Below are 19,600 nucleotides of genomic sequence, written 5' to 3'. Positions count from 1 at the left end.
CTTGCGGCCCGGCTTTCCGTCACCTTCTGACACGGGATGCATGACGTGACCGCCACCCTGTTTTTCGAACAGCTGCTAAACGGCCTTCAGCTGGGCACCATGCTGTTTCTCATGGCCAGCGGCCTGACCCTGGTTTTCGGCGTCATGGGGCTGATCAACCTGGCCCACGGCTCCTTCTACATGGTCGGTGCCTACGTCACCGCACTCGCCACCGTCTCGACGGGCTCCTTCCTGGTGGGGCTCTGCGCAGGCGTATTGGCCGCCGCCGCCGTCGGCGCGCTCGTGGAGCTGCTGGTCATCCGCCGCCTCTACCATCGGCCCCACCTCGACCAGGTGCTGGCCACCTTCGCCCTGATCCTGATCTTCTCCGAGGGCACCCGCTGGCTGTTCGGCTCCTCGCCGCTGTGGCTCAGCCCGCCCGAGATGCTGACCGGCTTCGTCACCCTGCCCGGTGGCGTGCGCTACCCGCTCTACCGGCTGGTGATCATCGCCGTGGGCGTCCTGGTCGCCATCGGACTCTACCTGTTGATTTCCCGCACTCGCCTGGGGATGCGTATCCGTGCCGGCGAGAGCGACCGCGAGATGATCGGCGCCCTGGGCGTCAACATCGCCCGGCTCTATACCCTGATCTTTGCCATGGGGGCGGCGCTGGCCGGCCTGGCCGGGGCCATGGTCGGCGCCCTGCAATCGGTCCAGGTGGGCATGGGCGAACCGGTGCTGATCCTCGCCTTCGTGGTGATCGTCATCGGCGGCATCGGCTCGATCAAGGGCGCCCTGTTCGGCGCCATCCTGGTCGGGGTGGTGGATACCATGGGACGCGTCTTCCTGCCGAGCCTGTTCCGCAACTTCATGAGTCCGTCCGAAGCCGCCGGGGTGGGATCCGCCGTGGCCGCCATGCTGGTCTACATCCTCATGGCCCTCATTCTCGCGTTCAAGCCGAAGGGGTTGTTTGCCGCCCATGGATAAGCTCAAGAGTGAAACCACTGCCCTGCCCAGCCTGCCGGCACTGCCAGGCACCTGGTTCGACCGCAAGGGGCTGGTACAGATCGGCCTGCTGGCCCTGCTGTTCCTGGCACCCCTGGCGGCCCACCTGCTGGGCCACATCTACTACGTCAACCTGGCCTCGCGGATCACATTGATCGCCATGGCTGCCGTGGGTCTGAACCTGGCCATCGGCTACGGCGGCATGGTGAGCTTCGGCCACGCCGCCTACTTCGGCCTGGGCGGGTATATCGCCGGCATCAGCGCCTACCACGCCTTCGACTACAGCCTGTTCATGAGCTGGCCCGTGGCCATCCCGGGCAGCGACAGCATGCTGGTGATCTGGTTGGCCGCCACTCTGCTGTGCGGCCTGCTGGCGCTGGCCATCGGCGCGATCTCGTTGCGCACCACGGGGGTCTACTTCATCATGATCACCCTCGCCTTCGCCCAGATGATCTATTACTTTGCCAACTCCTGGCCCACCTACGGCGGCGAGGACGGCCTGCCGATCTATATCCGCAACAGCCTGCCCCTGGTCGATACCAGCCAGCCATGGACCTTCTTCCTGATCGCCTTTTCCGGCCTGCTGCTGGCCATGGCGATCACTTCACGGATGATGAAATCGCGCTTCGGGGCCGCCCTGACCATGGCACGCCTCAACGACACCCGACTGGCCACCGCGGGCATCTCCCCCTACCCCATCCGCCTGGTGGCCTTCGTCATATCGGCCATGATCACCGGCCTGGCCGGGGCGCTCTACGCCGACCTCAACGGCTTCATCAGCCCGACCATGCTGAGCTGGCACATGTCCGGCGAGCTGATGGTGATCGTGATACTCGGCGGCGTGGGCCGGCTCTATGGTCCGCTGGCCGGCGCCATCCTGTTCGTGATGATGGAGACCCTGCTGGGCGGCATGACCGAGTACTGGAAGCTGTTCCTCGGCCTGGTCCTGCTGCTGGTGGTGCTGTTTGCCAAGCATGGCGTCATGGGCTGGCTAGCCGGGAGGGAGCGACATGTCTGAGGTCGTACTGACACTCAACCAGCTGCAGAAGCGCTTCGGGGCGCTGCAGGCCACCCGGGACGTCTCCCTGGAGCTGAAACAGGGCGAGATCCACGCGCTGATCGGCCCCAACGGCGCCGGCAAGTCGACCCTGATCGGCCAGATCGCCGGCAACCTGAAACCCGATGCCGGCAGTGTCCACCTGGCGGGTCAGGAGATCACTGCCCTGAGCGTCGCTCAGCGAGCCCGCCTGGGCCTGGGCCGCAGTTTCCAGGTCTCCTCCCTGGCCGAACCCCTGTCGGTGCTGCGCAACGTGATGATCGCGGTCCAGGCGCTGCAAGGCCACAGCTTCCGCTTCTGGAAACCGGTACATCGCGACGAAAGCCTGCTGGGACCGGCACGTGAGGCGCTGGAGCGCATGCAGCTCGGTCATCGCGCCGACACCCCGGTATCCGAGCTATCCCACGGCGAGCGCCGCCAGGTGGAGGTCGCCTGCGCCCTGGCACTCAAGCCCCGCGCCCTGCTGCTCGACGAGCCCATGGCAGGCCTGGGGCCGGAGGGCACCGCGCATCTCACCAACCTGCTGGAGGCACTCAAGCGGGAGGTGCCGATCCTGCTGATCGAGCACGACATGGACGCGGTGTTCCGGCTCGCCGACCGCATCTCGGTACTGGTTGCCGGCAGCGTGATTGCCCAAGGCGGTAGCGACGAGATCCGACGCAACCCCGACGTGCGCGAAGCCTACCTGGGAGACTGAGATGCTTACCGTTACCGATATCCAGACCTTCTACGGCCCTTCACAGGCCCTGTTCGGCGTCAATCTCTCGGTCAAGGCCGGCGAGCTGGTCGCCCTGATGGGCCGCAACGGCATGGGCAAGACCACCACCATCCGTTCCATCTTCGGCCTCACCCCGGCCCGCAGCGGCAGCATCGAGTTCGAGTCGAAGGACCTGCGACGACTGCCCGCCTACCGTATCGCCCAGGCCGGGCTGGGCCTGGTGCCCGAGGGAAGGCGCTGCTTTCCCAACCTCTCGGTACGCGAAAACCTCGTGGTGACCGCACGGCCGGGCTACTGGAGCCTGGCCGGTGTGGAAGACCTCTTTCCCCGGCTTGCCGAACGGCGACATCAGATGGCCAGCACCCTGTCCGGCGGCGAGCAGCAGATGCTCGCCATCGGCCGGGCCCTGATGACCAACCCGCGCCTGCTGGTACTGGATGAGGCCACCGAAGGCCTCGCCCCGGTGATACGCCAGGAGATCTGGTCGGCTATACGCCTGCTCAAGAAAGAGGGGCAGTCGACACTGATCGTCGACAAGTCGCTCTCCGAACTGCTGCCGCTGGCCGACCAGTGCGTCATCCTCGAGAAGGGGCGCACCGCCTGGACGGGCCAGCCGGATGCGCTGGATGACGATATCCGCGACCGCTACCTGGGTGTCTGAGGAGACGAGCCAATGCCATTCACCACCCTGCGCAAGGTGCGCTTCCAGCACTGCGACCCGGCGGGTATCGTTTTCTACCCGCGCTATTTCGAACTGCTCAATTCCGTGGTCGAGGACTGGTTCGCCGAGGTGGTCGGACACGACTTCAACCAGCTGCATGTCGCATCACGTACCGGCGTGCCCACGGCCAGCCTCACCACGGACTTCCACGCCCCCAGCCGGCTGGGCGAGACCCTCAGCCTTGAACTGGCCGTACGCCATGTCGGCCGCACCAGCCTGGCCCTGCGCATGACGGCCCACTGCGGCAACCAGCCACGACTCACCTGCGACTCCACCCTGGTCCTCGTCGACCTGGACAGCGGCCGCCCCCTGGCCTGGCCAGAGGCCATGCGCCGCCACTTTGTCATCGACTGCCCACAAGGATTGACCCATGAATGATGCCCCCGTACACCAGCAGCTCCACCCGACAAACTGGAAGGCCGCCGTGGGCTATGCCAACGGCATCATGGCGACCGGCCGTACCATCTTCGTCGGCGGCCAGATCGGATGGAACGGCGACCAGGTCTTCGAGAGCAATGACTTCGTGGACCAGATTCACCAGGCGCTGACCAATATCGTCAGCGTCTTGCAGGAGGCGGGAGCTGGCCCGCAGCATGTGGTACGTATCACCTGGTACGTCACCGACAAGCGGGAGTATCTGGCCCGGCTCAAGGAGGTGGGCGCCGCCTACCGTGAAGTCATGGGCAAGCACTTCCCCGCCATGACCATGGTCCAGGTCGCCGACCTGATCGAGGACCGTGCCAAGGTCGAGATCGAAGCGACTGCGGTGCTGCCCGACAGTCAGTGATGACAGCCGCATATCCACTCGACGAAGCGCCCACCGGGGCGGTAGTGATCGAGTATGGAGAAGTGGTCATCGGCTTCCAGGGTATCGGCGCTGACGTCGATGCCCTGGCCACGCAGGTGTTCGGCATGGGTCAGCATCTGCCGTTCGAATTCGCTGGACTCCTTGCCACCGGCCACCAGGGACACCCTGGCCGGTACCCGGCAGGGCTGGAACAGCGGACTGTAGTCAGCGACGTCGCGCCCGGTGAGCTGGAGCTTGGGCTGCAGCCATGACCAGGGGAAGGGGCGCAGGTCATAGAGACCGCTGATCGACAGTGCGCCACGGATCAGGTCGTTGGGCAGGCCGTAGTCACCCTCCCAATCGGTGGCCAGCAGCATGCCGCAGAGGTGGCCACCCGCGGAGTGCCCGGAAACGCTCAGCCGATGGGGGTCGATGCCCAGCGACTCGCCCTGGCGATGCAGCCAGGCCACCGCCGCCCGGCTCTGGCGCACCAGTTCACCGAACGGCACGGCGGGACAGAGCGCATAGTTGACCACCGCTACCGTGACGCCGGCCTCCACCAGGCCGTCGACGATAAAGCCGAACTCCTTGTGGCTCAGCGAGCGCCAGTAGCCGCCGTGGATGAAGAGGTGTAACGGTGGTGGGGGGCTGCCCGCCGGGAAGTCGCCGTCGGCATGGTAGATATCCATGCATTCGGCAAGGGTCGGGCCATAGGCCACATCCCGGGATACCCGATAGCGCGCACGTGAGGCGTCACTTCTCTCGCGCCACGCTGCCAGCAGCGTCGGCATCGCGAGCGGATCCCGGCCCCGCGAGGGGTCATACTCGCGGTCGATCTCCTCCTGGGTGGCAAAGGCCCGATAGAGCATCGCTCGGCTCCTGTTGTTGTTATTCGTGTGTTATTCGTCTCGTTCATCGACCTCGTCAGGCTGGCGGCATCACACCAGGAGCCTGTCGGACTTGACCGATCGTCGCGAGAGATTCGGATTTCGAGACAAGTTTATCGATCTGATGAGGCGAATAGCCCGCTATTTAACGAAACAGATCGAATGAAATTGGCCGGAAGACCGGATCTCGCAGTAGATCAGCGTTAAGTCCGAGAGGCTCCTATGGCGGCCCGCCTTTCCCGAAATGCCGACAGCACCATGCCCAGCGGCGCCAGTGCCAGGACCAGGAAACCGATCAGCGTCCAGCCGGGCAGCGAGATGCCCATGAGCAGGAAGTCGATCTCGGCGCACTCGCCGGAACCCGAGAACACCATGGCCATCACGTCGCGAAGCGGCAGGACATCCATCATGTAGTCGAGCCCCGGGCCGCAGCTCGGCACCTGATCCGGCGGCAGCGACTGCAGCCAGAGATGGCGCCAGGCCACCGCAATGCCGCCGATCACCGCGGCCAGCGAGAGTCCGCCGTACGCCAAGGCGCCCATGCGTCCTCGCGGGTTATGGACGGCGGCGACGAGAAACACCGCCGCCGCCGCCAGCACCGCAACACGCTGGAAGATACAGAGCGGACAGGGCTCCAGTCCGGCAATGTGTTCGAGTCCCAACGCCACCAGCATCATCAATGCACAGAAGGCCAGGCCGGCCAGGCTCCAGTAACGCACGCTCAGCCGCTGCAGTGTCGCGGACATCAGCCTTCCCTCCGGCTTTCCGCCACCGCGGCGCGGGGCTCGCGGGCACTGTCGAAGTAGTGGCTCAGAAAGGTATCGAAGTCCTCGACATCGGCGGCTTCGATATCGCCCTGCTGCTGGTGCGAGGTCTCCACCAATTGAGCGAAGAGTGCCTCCCGTGCCGGGTCCATGGGCTCGGCACGCAGCCGGGCGGCCTGCTCCCTTGCCAGGGCGAGAATGACATCGACGAACTCCTCGCCGCTCTCCTCGAGCCTGCTCAGCAGCTTGCCGGAAGGGGTCAAGGCGGGGTCGGAGAGGCTCGCCACCTGTGCCTCCAGGACATCGCGGTGTGGCGAGCCCTCCTCCAACTGGTCGAGCAGCTCGGCCACCTGCTCCATCTCCTTGCAGATATCCCCGCCCCAGTCGGCCACCGAGCGAAGCTGGCCATCGTGTTCCAGGCGCAGCTCGGGGTCGCGCCCACGCTCCACCACCCGCTGCCGATTGTCGTCGAGCCGGTCGCACTCCTCATCGGAAATCCAGGGACTCTCGGCGAGAAGGCACCACATCAGGAAGGTGTCGAGGAAACGCAGGCGGGGCTCGTCGATACCCAGGGCCAGAGTGGGGTCGAGGTCGAGACAGCGCACCTCGATGTACTCCACGCCGCGTGCCTCCAGCGCCTGACTGGGGGTCTCGTTTTGGCGAGTCACCCGCTTGGGGCGAATATCACTGTAGTACTCGTTCTCGATCTGCAGGATATTGGCATTGAGCTGTTGCCACTCACCGTTCTCCTGCACCCCAAGGGCTGCATAGGCCGGCCAGGGCGTGGAGATGGCGTGGCGCAGGGTACCCACATAGTTGGACAGGGAATTGAAGCAGATCTTCAACTGCGCCTGCACCTTGTTCTGGTAACCCAGGTCCGACATGCGCAGGCTGGTGGCATAAGGCGAGACCAGGGTGTCGCGTCCATGGGCCTGAAGCTTGTCGGGAATCCTGCCGTCGGGGAGGAAGCTGCGATCCAGCGCCGGCGATGCACCGAACAGGTAGAGCAACAGCCAGCTGTGGCGCCGGAAATTGCGGATCAGGCCGAAATAGCGGCTGGAGCGATAGTCGTTCATGGGGGTGTCCGCTGCCCCATCCCGCTGCCGCAGCACCTCCCACAGCTCGTTGGGCAACGAGACATTGTAGTGAATGCCCGCGATCGACTGCATGATCCGGCCATAGCGCACGTCCAGCCCCTTGCGGTAGACGTGCTTCATGGTGCCCACATTGGAGCTGCCGTAATCGGCGATGGTCACGCTGTCGTTGCCATCGAGGCGCGACGGCATGCTGGCCGGCCAGATCATCTCATCGCCCAGGTGGCGATAGCTGAAGCGGTGCAGGTCGGCCAGGAAAGCCATGGCATCGCCCGGTCGGCAATACACCGGCGTGATGTACTCCAGCAGCGCTTCGGAATAGTCGGTGGTGATATAGGGGTGGGTCAACTTGGAGCCCAGCGCCCGGGGGTGCGGTGTGCCGGCAATACGTCCCCGGGCATCGACGCGCAGCCCCTCCTTCTCGATGCCCCGAAGCAGGCGACTGAAACGCCCCTGTGCGGCGAGAGCGGAAAGGTGTGAAACGGTGGCGGTATAAGAATCAGACAAGGCATTGACCCCATGTCACGGAAGCCTGATGCAGGTTCCCCGGTCGAAGCGTACCGGCCGCCGGGAGCGGCCGACAATGGGCAAACAGTTGAAGACGAGAGTATGGCGTCAGCCGTGCAGGTTCAAGACTTGCCCTTCTTTGCCTTGAGCAGCGCAGCACCCAGGGCACCTACCGGACTGGCCGGTTGGCTCTGCCCGGTGGCGCCGCTCCTGCGCGCCGGCTTGCCCTGGTTCTGATCCTGGCGCTCGCGACCGCCACCCCGGCGCGGCTTGCCGCCCGCCTCCTCTCCCGGCTGGTCATCCAGGCGCATGGTGAGACCGATGCGGGCACGCTCGAGGTCCACGCTCATCACCTTGACCTTGACGATATCCCCGGCCTTGACCACGGTGCGCGGGTCGTCGACGAACTTGTCCGACAGGGCCGAGATGTGCACCAGTCCGTCCTGGTGCACGCCGATATCGACGAAGGCCCCGAAGTGGGTCACGTTGGTGACGGTACCCTCGAGAATCATGCCCGGCTCCAGGTCCTTGAGCGTTTCCACCCCTTCCCTGAATTCGGCGGCCTTGAACTCGGGCCGGGGATCACGGCCCGGCTTATCGAGTTCCTTGAGGATATCGCTGACGGTGGGGACACCGAACCGCTCGTCGGCGAATTCGGCGGGCTTGACCGCCTTGAGGGTGGCGCTGTCGCCGATCAGGCTGGACAGCTCCCGGCCGCTGCGCTTGGCGATGCGCTCCACCAGCGGGTAGGCCTCGGGATGCACCGCGCTGGCGTCGAGGGGGTTGTCGCCGTCCATGATGCGCAGGAAACCGGCGCACTGCTCGAAGGTCTTGGGGCCCAGGCGGCTCACGTCGAGGAGCTGCCGGCGGCTGACGAAGGCACCCTCGGCATTGCGCTTGGCGACGATATTCTCGGCCAGCGCCGGGTTGAGGCCGGCAACCCGGGAGAGCAGGGCACTGGATGCGGTGTTGAGATCCACGCCGACGGCATTCACACAGTCCTCGATGACGGTTTCCAGGCTACGGGAGAGCTGCAGCTGGGACACATCGTGCTGGTACTGCCCCACGCCGATCGCCTTGGGCTCGATCTTGACCAGCTCGGCCAGCGGGTCCTGCAGGCGCCGCGCGATGGAGACCGCCCCGCGGATAGTGACATCAAGGTCGGGCAGCTCCTTGGAAGCGTACTCCGAGGCGGAATAGACCGAGGCACCGGCTTCGCTGACCATCACCTTGGCCAGTGCACGCTTGCTGGCCCCCGGTCGTGATGCACACAGCTTGAGAAGATCTCCGGCGAGCCGGTCGGTCTCACGGCTGGCGGTGCCGTTGCCCACCGCGATCAGCGCCACGTCATGGCGTTCCACCAGCCTGACCAGCTCGGCCAGGGAGGCGTCCCAGGCGTTGCGGGGCGCATGGGGGTAGATGGTGGCGTGCTCGAGGAACTGGCCCGTCGCGTCCACCACGGCCACCTTGCAGCCGGTGCGCAGCCCCGGGTCGATGGCCAGGGTCGCCTTCTGCCCGGCCGGTGCGGCCAGCAACAAATCCTTGAGATTGGCGGCAAAGACACCGATGGCGGCGAGTTCGGCGCTCTCCCGCAGCCGTCCCATCAGTTCCGTTTCCAGGTGGGTGTAGAGCTTGACCCGCCAGGTCCAGCGCACCACGTCGGCGAGCCACTTGTCGGCGGCACGCCCCTCATCGCGGATATTGAAGTGGCGGGCGATGGCGACCTGGGCCGGGTGAATCGGCGCCTCGTCTTCGCCGGGCAGGCGAATCGCCAGGGTCAACACCCCTTCGTTGCGGCCGCGGAACATGGCCAGTGCCCGATGCGACGGCACCTTGGCCAGCTTCTCGTCATGCTCGAAGTAGTCGGAGAACTTGGCGCCCTCACGCTCCTTGCCCTCCAGCACCCTGGCGCTTAGCTCGCCCTCGCTCCAGAGGCGCTCGCGCAGGCGCCCGACCAGCTCGGGGTCCTCGGCAAAGCGCTCCATCAGGATCTGCCGCGCACCGTCCAGCGCCGCCTTGGCATCCTCCACGGCGGGAATATCACCCTCGGCAGGACGCAGGTAGCGGCCGGCTTCGGTCTCCGGATCCAGGGTCGGATCGGCGAACAGGGCATCGGCCAGCGGCTCGAGCCCAGCCTCACGGGCGATCTGCGCCTTGGTCCGGCGCTTCTTCTTGTACGGCAGGTAGAGATCTTCCAGGCGCTGCTTGGTGTCGGCTGCCTGGATCTGTGCCGCCAAGGCATCGGTCAGCTTGCCCTGCTCCTCGATGGCGGCGAGCACGGTGCCGCGGCGCTCCTCGAGTTCACGCAGGTAACGCAGGCGCTCGTCGAGCTGGCGCAGCTGGGTATCATCGAGGCCACCGGTGACCTCCTTGCGGTACCGTGAGATGAAGGGCACGGTGGCCCCGCCGTCGAGCAGCTCCACCGTGGCCGATACCTGCTGCGGTCGAACGGCGAGCTCTTCGGCGAGGCGTGAAATGATTCGAGTCGTGGCGTCCATGACATCCTTGATGTAGCAACAGCAAAAGATCGCGCCAAGTTACCATAAACGCCACGCGCTCGCCGCTGCCAACATCAGCGCCGGATGCCACCTCCCCGGTTGTGGAGAGCCTGGCCCAGTACATCATCGAGGGGTTCAGGCTGTAGCGGGAGCAAACGTCAATGCCAGGCCGTTGTTACACCAGCGCAAGCCGGTGGGTTCGGGTCCGTCGCTGAAGACATGTCCCTGATGGCCGTGGCAGCGGGCGCAGTGGTATTCGGTTCGCGGCCAGATCATGCTGAAGTCGAGCTGGGTCAGCAGATGACCCTCGACGTGCTCGAAGAAGCTCGGCCAGCCGGTGCCGGAATCGTATTTCATGGCGCTGGTGAACAGCAGCAAATCACAGCCGGCGCAGTGGTACTCCCCGTCACGCCACTCGCTGTCCAGAGGACTGGAGAATGGCGGCTCGGTGCCGTGGTCGCGCAGGATGTCGTACTGCTCCGCCGTGAGTCGCTCACGCCACTCCTCGTCGGAAAGCTCCAGCCGCTCGAGCCCAGGGGCGGGTTCGAGGTTGAGGCGGGGAAACCCCCAGGTGACCCCCGGGAATAACCCCACCGCACCGGTAGCGCAGGTCAGTCCCAGAAAATGACGTCGTTTCATGACGGCTCTCCATCGTTGATGTCACTCGCTCCTGCTTGCCCTGGCCCACAGACGGGACGCACAACGAAACGGGGAAGGGCGAATGCCCTTCCCCGTTCAGACAACCGGTACCACGGCGGGTTCGCTTCAGGTCAGGCTGGGCCCGGCCTTGACGATGGCGTCACTGACACCCTCGAACTTCTTGAAGTTGTCCACGAACTTGGCTGCCAGATCACGCAGGTTACGGTCATAGGCGGAAGGGTCTTCCCAGGTCTCGCGCGGATCGAGCAGACGCGACTCGACGCCAGGCACCGACACCGGCACGTCAAGATTGAGCCCTTCGATGCGCCGGGTATCGATATCGCGCAGCACGCCGGACTGGATGGCGCTGATGATGGCGCGGGTGGTCGGGATCGAGAACCGCGCACCACCCTCGCCATAGGCGCCGCCGGTCCAGCCGGTATTGACCAGATAGACCTGGGCGTCCTTGGCCTCGACGCGCTTGATCAGCAGGTCGGCGTATACACGTGCCGGGCGCGGGAAGAAGGGGGCACCGAAGCAGGTGGAGAATGTCGCCTCGAGGCCGGCGGAGGAGCCCATCTCGGTGGAGCCCACCTTGGCGGTATAGCCGGAGAGGAAGTGGTACGCCGCAGCCTCCTTCGAGAGCACGGAGACCGGCGGCAGAACGCCGGACATGTCGCAGGTCAGGAAGATGATGGCGTTGGGCTCACCCGCACGATTCTCCGGCACGCGCTTGCTCACATGCTCCAGCGGATAGGCGGCGCGGGAGTTCTGGGTGAGACTGTCGTCGGTGTAGTCGGGTTCGCGACGATCATCGAGCACCACGTTTTCCAGCACGGTGCCGAACTTGATGGCATCCCAGATTACCGGCTCGTTCTTGGCCGAAAGATCGATGCACTTGGCGTAGCAGCCGCCCTCGATGTTGAACACGGTGCCCGGGCCCCAGCCATGTTCGTCGTCGCCGATCAGGTAGCGTGCCGGATCCGCCGAGAGCGTGGTCTTGCCGGTACCCGATAGGCCAAAGAACAGGGTGGTCTCGCCATCCTCGCCGACGTTGGCCGAGCAGTGCATGGGCAGTACATCGGAGGCCGGCAACAGGAAGTTCTGAACCGAGAACATCGCTTTTTTCATTTCGCCGGCATAGCGCATGCCGGCGATCAGCACCTTCTTCTGGGCGAAGTTGATGATCACGCAGCCATCGGAATTGGTGCCGTCACGGCTCGGGTCACAGGCGAAGTGCGGCGCGTTGAGGATGCTCCACTCGTCCTTGATGGACGGGTTGTAGGCTTCCGGGCGCACGAACATGGTACGACCGAAGAGGTTGTGCCAGGCCGTTTCGGTGGTCACGCGCACCGGCAGGTAATGGGTTGGATCACTGCCCACATGCAGCTCGGACACGAAGCACTCGCCGCCAGTCAGATACGCCTCGACACGCTCCCACAGCGCATCGAAATGCTCGGCCGGGAAGGGACGGTTGACGCTGCCCCAGTCGACCTGGGAACTGGTCGAAGGCTCGTCGACGATGAAGCGATCCTTGGGGGAGCGACCGGTACGCTCGCCGGTGTTCACCACCAGGGCACCGTTGGCAGCCAGGCGGCCTTCGCCACGCGCCACTGACCGTTCGATGAGCTCGGCGCTGCTGAGATTGACGTGTGCTTGAGGAGCGGCTTGGGATGTGGTCATGTCATTTCCTGGGCCTTGCGGCCGGTTCTCTCTCGTGGGCCAGGCGTCCATAACGCCCTTTGCTATGAGGTGTCCGATCGTCCGTGCGGATGTATCCCGTCTTGTCTCGAGCCGATCGGCCTTAAGGCGGGCGCCATTATGGCAAAAAGGTAGCCCGCAGGAAACGCTGCCGTTAGCCGAAGTTCTTGTAGTTTTACTACTACATCAACACCATATCGCAGCAGGTTGAACCTTATCGCATTTGTGCCATGCAGCATTCGTTACACAAGGTTTCTTGTAGTGGAATGCCGCCATGAAATACCCCCTGGACGCGACGCTCAGTGCAGCGTTCGCCCCTCTCCACCCGGCTCCGACAACAGCGCCTCCACCTCGACCTCACCGAAGCGGTAATGGGTATGACAGAAGTGACACTGGGTTTCGATTTCGCCCTGCTCGGCCAGCACCTCGCGCAATTCCCCCTCGCCAAGGCTCAGCAGTGCCTCCCCGATGCGGGCACGTGAGCAGGTACAGCCGAAGCGCAACGGCTTGGGTTCGAAGACACGCACCGTCTCTTCATGATAGAGCCGATACAGCACCTCGCGCTGATCGAGCCCCAGGAGTTCGTCGCTACGCAGGGTCCGGGCCAGGTGCACGCTGCGCTCCCAGGCATCGTCATCCTGATTCATCGACTCGTCGGGCAGGCGCTGCAGCAGCAGTCCACCGGTGCGCGTTCCATCCGACGTGAGCCGCAGGAAGGTGGGCAACTGCTCGGACTGGGAAAAATAGGCTTCCAGGCACTCAGCCAGCGTATCGTGCTCCAGCGCCACGATGCCCTGGTAGCGATTGCCCTCCTTCGGATCCAGGGTGATCACGATATGGCCATCGCCGACCAGGTCACGAAAGCCCTGAGCGTCATCAGGCAGGTCGGTGCCGTCGGCCAGGCGTGCTATGGCGCGCAGCTCGCCGCCGGGGTTGGACTCGGCCATCAGCAGCGACAGCGCGCCCTGGCCACGCACCTCGATACTGAGAATACCGTCGAGCTTGACGGTATCGGTCAGCAGGGCAACGGCCGACAGCAGCTCACCCAGCAGTCGATTGATCGCTGGTGGATAACCGTGGCGGTCGAGCACATCACCATAGGCGCGCTCGAGGGTGACGATCTCGCCGCGCACATTGGTGCGCTCAAAGAGAAAACGCTGTATCTGGTCGCTCATGACTCACTGTCTCGTAGATGGGCTCGATCAATCGTCGTGCTGACGCTGGAAGCGGTGGATGTCCCGACGCTGCTTCTTGTCGGGCCGGCGCAGAGGATGCTGCATGGCCTGGTTGGTGAGTCTTCGACCTTCGGCTTCGCGCAGCCGTCGTGCTTCGCTCTCGGGAGTCTCGCGATAGAGCTCGCGTGCCTCGGCAGCGCCGCGGCGCTGGTCGGAAAGCGCGACGACCTCCACTTCCCAGTGGTCCCACCCCTGGGGCACCCGAATCAGCGCGCCGATCTCGACATTCTTGCTGGTCTTGGCTCGGGCGCCGTTGTAGTGGACCTTGCCACCCTCGATGGCCTTCTTGGCCAGGGCTCGGGTCTTGAAGAAGCGCGCGGCCCAGAGCCATTTGTCGAGTCGAACACTATCCATTCTCTCCTCCCTATCCATTCCTTCCTTGCGGGCCATTCTTTGCTTGCGGGCCATTCTTTCCTTGCGGGGGCTTGTCCGCTCGGGCTTCGGCCGGCAGTGCCTCCGGCAGGATGGCAGCAAAGCGATCCAGGGCGATGAACTCCTCCAGTTCCTTTTCCGGCCGGGTGCTGTCGGGCTGCTTGATCCCCAGCAGATGGCGGATACCGTACGTCCGGGCGCTCTCCAGTACGTCCTGATTGTCGTCGATGAACAAGGTGCGGGCGGGATCGAAGGGCTCCACCTCCTGCAGCGCATACCAGAACGCCTGCTCTTCCTTCGGCACGCCCAGGTCGGCCGAGGAGACGATGGCATCCAGGTAGTTCTCGAGGCCGGTGATCGGCAGCTTCAGTTCCAGACTCTCGCGGTCGGCGTTGGTCGCCAGCACGACGCGGGGGTGAGCCTGCTTGAGCCACTCGAGGAAATCCAGGGCATCGCCGCGCAGGCCGATGAGGTGCTGGATCTCGCGCTTGAGTGCGACGATGTCCACCCCCAGCTCGCGACTCCAGTAGGCCAGGCTATACCAGTTGAGCGTGCCTTTTTCACGAATGATACGCGCCCGCAGGACTTCCTGGGTCGCTTCATCCAGCCGATGCAGCTCCACATAGCGCCTGGGCAGGTGTTCCAACCAGAAATGACTGTCAAAATGAAGGTCGAGCAAGGTGCCGTCCATGTCCAGCAGGACGGTATCGATGGCGCGCCAGTCGATCATGGCGACTCCCGGTGGCGTCGGTACGGTGAAAGGCGTGATATTGTACTCAATCGATCCCCTCGGCGCATGCCTGGCCAGCAAGTTCAGTTCATCGTCGGCTCGCCTGTTCGCAACGGAGCTTTCATGTCCGAGACATTCTACCTGCAGAAACCCCAGGTCCTGTCACGCCAATCCGTGGCCAGGAGTCGCCTGTTTCATATCGAGGCGCTGGAGCTTCGCTTTGCCAACGGTGCCGAGCGCACCTTCGAACGCCTGACCGGAAGCGATCACGGCGCGGTCATGATCATCGCCATGCCCGACCCCGAGCATGTGCTGTTGATCCGCGAGTATGCGGCAGGCTTCGAGGACTATGTGCTGACCCTGCCCAAGGGCCTGGTCGACCCGGGAGAAGACCCGATCACCGCCGCCAACCGCGAACTGATGGAGGAGTGCGGTTTCGGCGCCCATCGCATCGAGCCGCTGGTGGAGCTGTCGCTGGCCCCCAACTACATGCGTCACCGCATGCAGGTGATGCTGGCCACCGACCTCTACCCGAAACGGCTGCCCGGTGACGAGCCGGAACAGCTGGTGGTCGAGACCCATGCCCTGGAGGAGTTGCCGGCGCTGCTGTTGCGCGAGGATTTCCATGAGGCGCGTGCCATCGCGGCGCTCTTCATTGCCCGGGACACTCTGCGCCAGCGGCGCCGGGAAGACACCTCCCTGACCTGGTAAACGCCGAGGAAGCCCTACCCGCGCTACCCGTGAAGGTAGCGCGGGATGCCGTTGCCCTCCTTGATGCGTATCCAGCGCTCCTGGCGATGGCTGTCCAGTCCGGACTCCAGCAGATACATGACGTCAAGCGCTTCATCCACCGTCACCGGCGGCGCCACTCGCCCGGCAAGGGCATCGGCAACGGCGGCGTAGTAGGCCGGGTAGTTGCCGGGCACGCCCGGATGCTCCTGATCCACCAGCGACACCGCTTCGTCCTCTCCCTCGCTCAGGGTCAGACGCCCGGGGCGCTCGTCGACACCCCAGAAGGGGGTCGGCGCCTGCCCCACTCGCAGCCAATTCTCCTGGGGATCGCGACCATACTTGACGAAACTGCCCTTGGTGCCGTGCAGCGCCAGCTGCGGGGTCGGGTGGGCCACCAGGGAGCTGGCCTTCAGGGTAACCCTTAGATCGCCGTAATCGAGCAGAGCCAGGAAGTCGTCGTCCACCTCGGCCCCGTCCCGGGCAGCCTTCAGGTCCAGGAGAATGGCCCTCGGCATGCCGAACAGAACGTTGGCCTGATCGAGCAGATGGGCGCCGAGATCGAACCAGATACCGCTGCCGGGCTTCTGCTGTTCGCGCCAGCGGTCGGCGATCAGGGGGCGGTAGCGGTCAAAACGCAGCTCCAGCGACACCGGGCGTCCCACGCGCTCAGATGCCAGCAGCGCCTGAAGGGTGAGGAAGTCGCTATCCCAGCGACGGTTGTGGAAGACGCTGACCAGCCGCTCATGCTTCTCGGCTTCGGCCTTGAGCAGCCGCGCCTCGGGCACTGAAACGGTGAAGGGCTTGTCGATGACCAGATGCTTGCCGGCAGCCAGTGCCGCCTTGCCCAGCGGATAGTGGGTATCGTTGGGGGTGGCAATCACCACCAGATCGATATCGTCACGGGCAAACAGCGCCGCCGCCTTGGGCAGCACCTCCACGTCGGGCAAGGTTTCTCGTACCCGCTCGGGCGCGCTGCTGACCACGGCCAGCAGCTCCAGTCCCGGGGCGGCCTGTATCAGCGGTGCATGAAAGACGCGGCCGGCGGTGCCGAAACCGACCAGGCCAACACCGTAGGTCTGTTTCATCATGGATGTCTCGCTGATGGCCTCGGTTCGCCGGTTGCGGGAACCGGCGTCCGAGGCGGCCGAGGGTCAATCAAGCTTGGCGAGGTCGCGCACTGCACCCTTGTCGGCTGACGTGGCCAGCAGTGCATAAGCCTTGAGCGCCGCCGATACCTTGCGGGTGCGCTGGATGCTCGGCTTCCAGGCGTCCTTGCCGCGCGCCTCTTCCGCTTCGCGCCGGGCTGCGAGTTCGTCGCCGGAGAGCTTGACGTCGATCGAGCGATTGGGGATATCGATGCGGATGATGTCGCCGGAGCGCACCAGGCCGATGGCGCCGCCCGCCGCGGCTTCCGGCGAGGCGTGACCGATGGAGAGCCCCGAGGTACCGCCGGAGAAGCGGCCATCGGTGAGCAGCGCACACGCCTTGCCCAGCCCCTTGGACTTCAGGTACGAGGTCGGATAGAGCATCTCCTGCATGCCGGGGCCGCCCTTGGGGCCCTCGTAGCGAATGACGACGACCTCGCCCTCCTTCACCTTGCCCTCGAGCACATGCTCCACTGCCTGGTCCTGGGATTCGACCACGTGGGCCGGCCCCTCGAACACGAGAATGGAGTCGTCGACGCCGGCGGTCTTCACCACGCAGCCGTCCTCGGCGATGTTGCCGAACAGCACGGCCAGGCCGCCCTCTCGGGAAAAGGCGTGCTCCAGGTCGCGGATACAGCCGGTGGCGCGATCGCCATCGAGGCTCGGCCAGCGCGCACTCTGGGAGAAAGCGGTCTGGGTGGGGATACCCCCGGGGCCGGCCTTGTAGAACTCCACCACCTCGGGGCTCGGCGAGCGCATGATATCCCACTCGTCCAGGGCATCCTTGAGGGTGTCACCGTAGACGGTGGGCACTCGGGTATCCAGCACCCCGGCACGCTCCAGTTCACCGAGAATCGCCATGATGCCGCCCGCACGATGGCAGTCCTCGATGTGGTACTGCTGGGTGTTGGGCGCCAGCTTGCACAGCTGGGGCACTTCCCGCGACAGCCGGTCGATGTCGGCCATGGTGAAGTCGATTTCACCCTCCTGGGCGGCAGCCAGGAGATGCAGGATGGTATTGGTGGAACCGCCCATGGCAATGTCCAGGGTCATGGCATTCTTGAAGGCCGCCTCGGAGCCGATGGCCCGGGGCAGCAGGTGTGCCTCGTTGCCCTCGTAGTAGCGCTTGGCCAGCTCGACGATGCGGTGGCCCGCCTCCTCGAACAGACGACGTCGGTCGCTGTGGGTCGCCAGCACCGTGCCGTTGCCCGGCAGCGCCAGGCCCAGCGCTTCCATCAGGCAGTTCATGGAGTTGGCGGTAAACATGCCGGAGCAGCTGCCACAGGTGGGGCAGGCGCTGCGCTCGATCTCGGCGATGTCCTCGTCGCTGTAGCTGTCGTCGGCGGCGTAGATCATCGCATCGATCAGGTCGATGTTGTGGTCGAGCAGCTTGGTCTTGCCCGCCTCCATGGGACCACCGGAGACGAAGATCACCGGGATATTGAGGCGCATGGCGGCCATCAGCATTCCGGGGGTGATCTTGTCGCAATTGGAGATACAGACCAGGGCGTCGGCACAATGAGCATTGACCATGTACTCGACGCTGTCGGCGATGATATCGCGGCTCGGCAGCGAATAGAGCATGCCATCGTGACCCATGGCGATGCCGTCATCCACCGCGATGGTATTGAACTCCTTCGCGACGCCACCGGCCTTTTCGATCTCCCGGGCCACCAACTGGCCCATGTCCTTCAGATGCACATGCCCCGGCACGAACTGGGTGAAGGAATTGGCCACGGCGATGATCGGCTTGTGGAAATCCTCGTCCTTCATGCCGGTGGCACGCCACAGGGCGCGGGCGCCGGCCATGTTGCGACCGGCAGTGGTGGTACGGGAGCGGTATTCGGGCATGGTGTCCTCTTTAAGCGCTAAAAAACGCCATATCGTTCGTGCCGTCTCGGGTCGCCATGGCGGCGGTTGACGGTCTCGGTGTTCGGTCAGTCCAGATTCTGTCACGCACGGGGCGTGGCCGCTAGGCTATGTACGAAAAGTCGGCGAGCGAAGGTCAGGCAAGGCAAAAGTCGGCGAAAAAGCGGAGTTTACGAGGTGTAAATGAGCATTTTGAGCCGATTTTTAACGCCGCATGGCCGAGCGCAGGCAGTTTTCGTACAAAGCCTAGACCACCAGCGGATTCTGATCCGCAAGCGGCTGGGTGCCATACAGCACCCAGACATCCAGCGCCGGGCCCAGGTCCTCGATCAGGCGCAGATCACCCGGGTGCTGCTCCAGCACCTGCCGGGCACAGATGCCCGCCTCGAAGCGCCCTTCGACCAGCCCCTCGGCCACCGCCACGGTGGTGGGTGCATCGATTTCTTCGTCGAAGGAAGAGAGGTCGGTGTAGTAGCGGGTAGCAGGCTGTCTCGCCACCTGGCGTGGCTCGGCGATCTCACGCTGGGCGAGCAGCGCCAGGGGATGACTTCCGGCGACGAAGGCATCCACGGGAAAAGCGCGATGCATGAAGCGGCCGATGCAGTCGGCGTGGCTGAAGTGCGCGGTACACTGCAGCACCCGGTCCACCTCACCCGCCACCAGCGCCGCGAAAGCGGCCGGGAACTCGTCGAACAGCCTCACCTCGGCATCGGCGGGGCCACGCGAATCGAGGTAGCGGCGCAGTACCAGCACATGGTTATTGCCCTCCGGCCCCAACGTGGCAAAGATCATCTCTCTTCTCCTCAAAGCTCTCTGCAGACCCATGCCTATGCTAGGCGATTGCCTTCTTGTAGGAGGAAGCTTCAGCTCACGACTGGAGGCCAAAGGCCTCCCCGGCGGTGTTACCAGGCTGGCGATCACTGCCAATCACGGCAACCTCCGCCGAGGCTCCTGACGGCGCCAGTCGCGATGCGGAGCAGCGCTCCAACAAGGTCGGAGACTACCGCACTGTTGGAGTAGCTTCAGCTCGCGACTGGAGGCCGAAGGACTCCCGGCGGTGTTGCCAGCGCTGGCGATCACTGCCAAYCACGACAACCTCCGCCAATGCGCCTGGCGGCGCCAGTCGCGATGGGAACTCGGAGCACCCAACCGAGCGCTGC

At 64.7% G+C, this 19,600-nt stretch carries 19 protein-coding genes; 7 read left to right on the top strand and 12 right to left on the bottom strand.

Annotated elements, in window-relative coordinates; translation table 11 throughout:
* Nucleotides 1-45 precede the first annotated feature (45 nt).
* From Q427_RS24685 to Q427_RS24660, 6 genes are read left to right on the top strand one after another with little or no spacing between them, the layout of a single operon-like run.
* The gene (locus Q427_RS24685) at nucleotides 46-966 is read left to right on the top strand and encodes a branched-chain amino acid ABC transporter permease (RefSeq protein ID WP_043517984.1); all 921 of its coding nucleotides are present in this window, start codon (nucleotides 46-48) and stop codon (nucleotides 964-966) included.
* Nucleotides 959-2,002, top strand: a complete 1,044-nt coding sequence (locus Q427_RS24680; RefSeq protein WP_081786199.1) for a branched-chain amino acid ABC transporter permease — start codon at nucleotides 959-961, stop codon at nucleotides 2,000-2,002. The genes Q427_RS24685 and Q427_RS24680 overlap by 8 nt, the downstream gene beginning before the upstream one ends.
* Complete coding sequence (locus Q427_RS24675) at nucleotides 1,995-2,738, top strand: ABC transporter ATP-binding protein (protein WP_043517982.1); 744 nt, start codon at nucleotides 1,995-1,997, stop codon at nucleotides 2,736-2,738. Before Q427_RS24680 ends, Q427_RS24675 begins: the two co-directional genes overlap by 8 nt.
* Before the next feature lies 1 nt (nucleotide 2,739).
* The gene (locus tag Q427_RS24670; RefSeq protein ID WP_043517980.1) at nucleotides 2,740-3,420 is read left to right on the top strand and encodes an ABC transporter ATP-binding protein; all 681 of its coding nucleotides are present in this window, start codon (nucleotides 2,740-2,742) and stop codon (nucleotides 3,418-3,420) included.
* Between the two features lie 12 nt (nucleotides 3,421-3,432).
* A complete protein-coding gene (locus tag Q427_RS24665) occupies nucleotides 3,433-3,858 on the top strand; it encodes an acyl-CoA thioesterase (protein ID WP_043517979.1) in 426 nt (141 codons plus the stop codon).
* Nucleotides 3,851-4,267 (top strand): RidA family protein, encoded by a 417-nt coding sequence (locus Q427_RS24660; RefSeq protein WP_043517978.1) that lies wholly within the window; start codon nucleotides 3,851-3,853, stop codon nucleotides 4,265-4,267. Before Q427_RS24665 ends, Q427_RS24660 begins: the two co-directional genes overlap by 8 nt.
* On the opposite strand, the gene Q427_RS24655 is transcribed toward Q427_RS24660, so the two are convergent.
* From Q427_RS24655 to yrfG, 9 genes are all read right to left on the bottom strand, one after another.
* Nucleotides 4,261-5,136: an alpha/beta hydrolase gene (locus Q427_RS24655; protein ID WP_043517977.1), complete on the bottom strand. Its 876-nt coding sequence runs from the start codon at nucleotides 5,134-5,136 to the stop codon at nucleotides 4,261-4,263. The genes Q427_RS24660 and Q427_RS24655 overlap by 7 nt on opposite strands.
* A 221-nt stretch (nucleotides 5,137-5,357) precedes the next feature.
* On the bottom strand, nucleotides 5,358-5,900 hold the full coding sequence (locus Q427_RS24650; RefSeq protein WP_043517976.1) for a disulfide bond formation protein B: 543 nt from the start codon (nucleotides 5,898-5,900) through the stop codon (nucleotides 5,358-5,360).
* Nucleotides 5,900-7,519, bottom strand: a complete 1,620-nt coding sequence (gshA, locus tag Q427_RS24645) for a glutamate--cysteine ligase (protein WP_043517975.1) — start codon at nucleotides 7,517-7,519, stop codon at nucleotides 5,900-5,902. The genes Q427_RS24650 and gshA overlap by 1 nt, the downstream gene beginning before the upstream one ends.
* Nucleotides 7,520-7,641: 122 nt before the next feature.
* Complete coding sequence (locus Q427_RS24640; protein ID WP_043517974.1) at nucleotides 7,642-10,017, bottom strand: Tex family protein; 2,376 nt, start codon at nucleotides 10,015-10,017, stop codon at nucleotides 7,642-7,644.
* Nucleotides 10,018-10,152: 135 nt separating this feature from the next.
* Nucleotides 10,153-10,656, bottom strand: coding sequence for a peptide-methionine (R)-S-oxide reductase MsrB (gene msrB / locus Q427_RS24635; protein ID WP_043517973.1), 504 nt, complete (start codon nucleotides 10,654-10,656; stop codon nucleotides 10,153-10,155).
* Nucleotides 10,657-10,782: 126 nt separating this feature from the next.
* Complete coding sequence (locus tag Q427_RS24630; RefSeq protein ID WP_043517972.1) at nucleotides 10,783-12,339, bottom strand: phosphoenolpyruvate carboxykinase; 1,557 nt, start codon at nucleotides 12,337-12,339, stop codon at nucleotides 10,783-10,785.
* Nucleotides 12,340-12,656: 317 nt separating this feature from the next.
* Complete coding sequence (gene hslO / locus Q427_RS24625; RefSeq protein ID WP_043517971.1) at nucleotides 12,657-13,532, bottom strand: Hsp33 family molecular chaperone HslO; 876 nt, start codon at nucleotides 13,530-13,532, stop codon at nucleotides 12,657-12,659.
* Nucleotides 13,533-13,559: 27 nt separating this feature from the next.
* Nucleotides 13,560-13,946: a ribosome-associated heat shock protein Hsp15 gene (gene hslR / locus Q427_RS24620; protein WP_043517970.1), complete on the bottom strand. Its 387-nt coding sequence runs from the start codon at nucleotides 13,944-13,946 to the stop codon at nucleotides 13,560-13,562.
* A gap of 10 nt (nucleotides 13,947-13,956) precedes the next feature.
* Nucleotides 13,957-14,694: a GMP/IMP nucleotidase gene (gene yrfG, locus Q427_RS24615; protein WP_051496677.1), complete on the bottom strand. Its 738-nt coding sequence runs from the start codon at nucleotides 14,692-14,694 to the stop codon at nucleotides 13,957-13,959.
* Nucleotides 14,695-14,817: 123 nt separating this feature from the next.
* On the opposite strand from yrfG, the gene nudE reads away from it, so the two are divergent.
* Nucleotides 14,818-15,405 carry an ADP compounds hydrolase NudE gene (gene nudE / locus Q427_RS24610; RefSeq protein ID WP_043517968.1) on the top strand — a complete coding sequence of 196 codons (588 nt, stop codon included), beginning with the start codon at nucleotides 14,818-14,820 and terminating at the stop codon, nucleotides 15,403-15,405.
* Nucleotides 15,406-15,428: 23 nt separating this feature from the next.
* Here nudE and Q427_RS24605 read toward each other — a convergent pair whose 3' ends face one another.
* The 3 genes from Q427_RS24605 to Q427_RS24595 form a co-directional block, all read right to left on the bottom strand.
* On the bottom strand, nucleotides 15,429-16,511 hold the full coding sequence (locus tag Q427_RS24605) for an oxidoreductase (RefSeq protein ID WP_051496680.1): 1,083 nt from the start codon (nucleotides 16,509-16,511) through the stop codon (nucleotides 15,429-15,431).
* A gap of 66 nt (nucleotides 16,512-16,577) precedes the next feature.
* Nucleotides 16,578-18,422: a dihydroxy-acid dehydratase gene (gene ilvD, locus Q427_RS24600; RefSeq protein ID WP_043517966.1), complete on the bottom strand. Its 1,845-nt coding sequence runs from the start codon at nucleotides 18,420-18,422 to the stop codon at nucleotides 16,578-16,580.
* A gap of 264 nt (nucleotides 18,423-18,686) precedes the next feature.
* Nucleotides 18,687-19,232 carry a hypothetical protein gene (locus Q427_RS24595; RefSeq protein ID WP_043517964.1) on the bottom strand — a complete coding sequence of 182 codons (546 nt, stop codon included), beginning with the start codon at nucleotides 19,230-19,232 and terminating at the stop codon, nucleotides 18,687-18,689.
* Nucleotides 19,233-19,600 lie beyond the last annotated feature (368 nt).

The sequence above is a fragment of the Halomonas sp. BC04 genome, from assembly GCF_000568385.1.
This window is presented reverse-complemented; position numbering and strand designations above follow the sequence as displayed.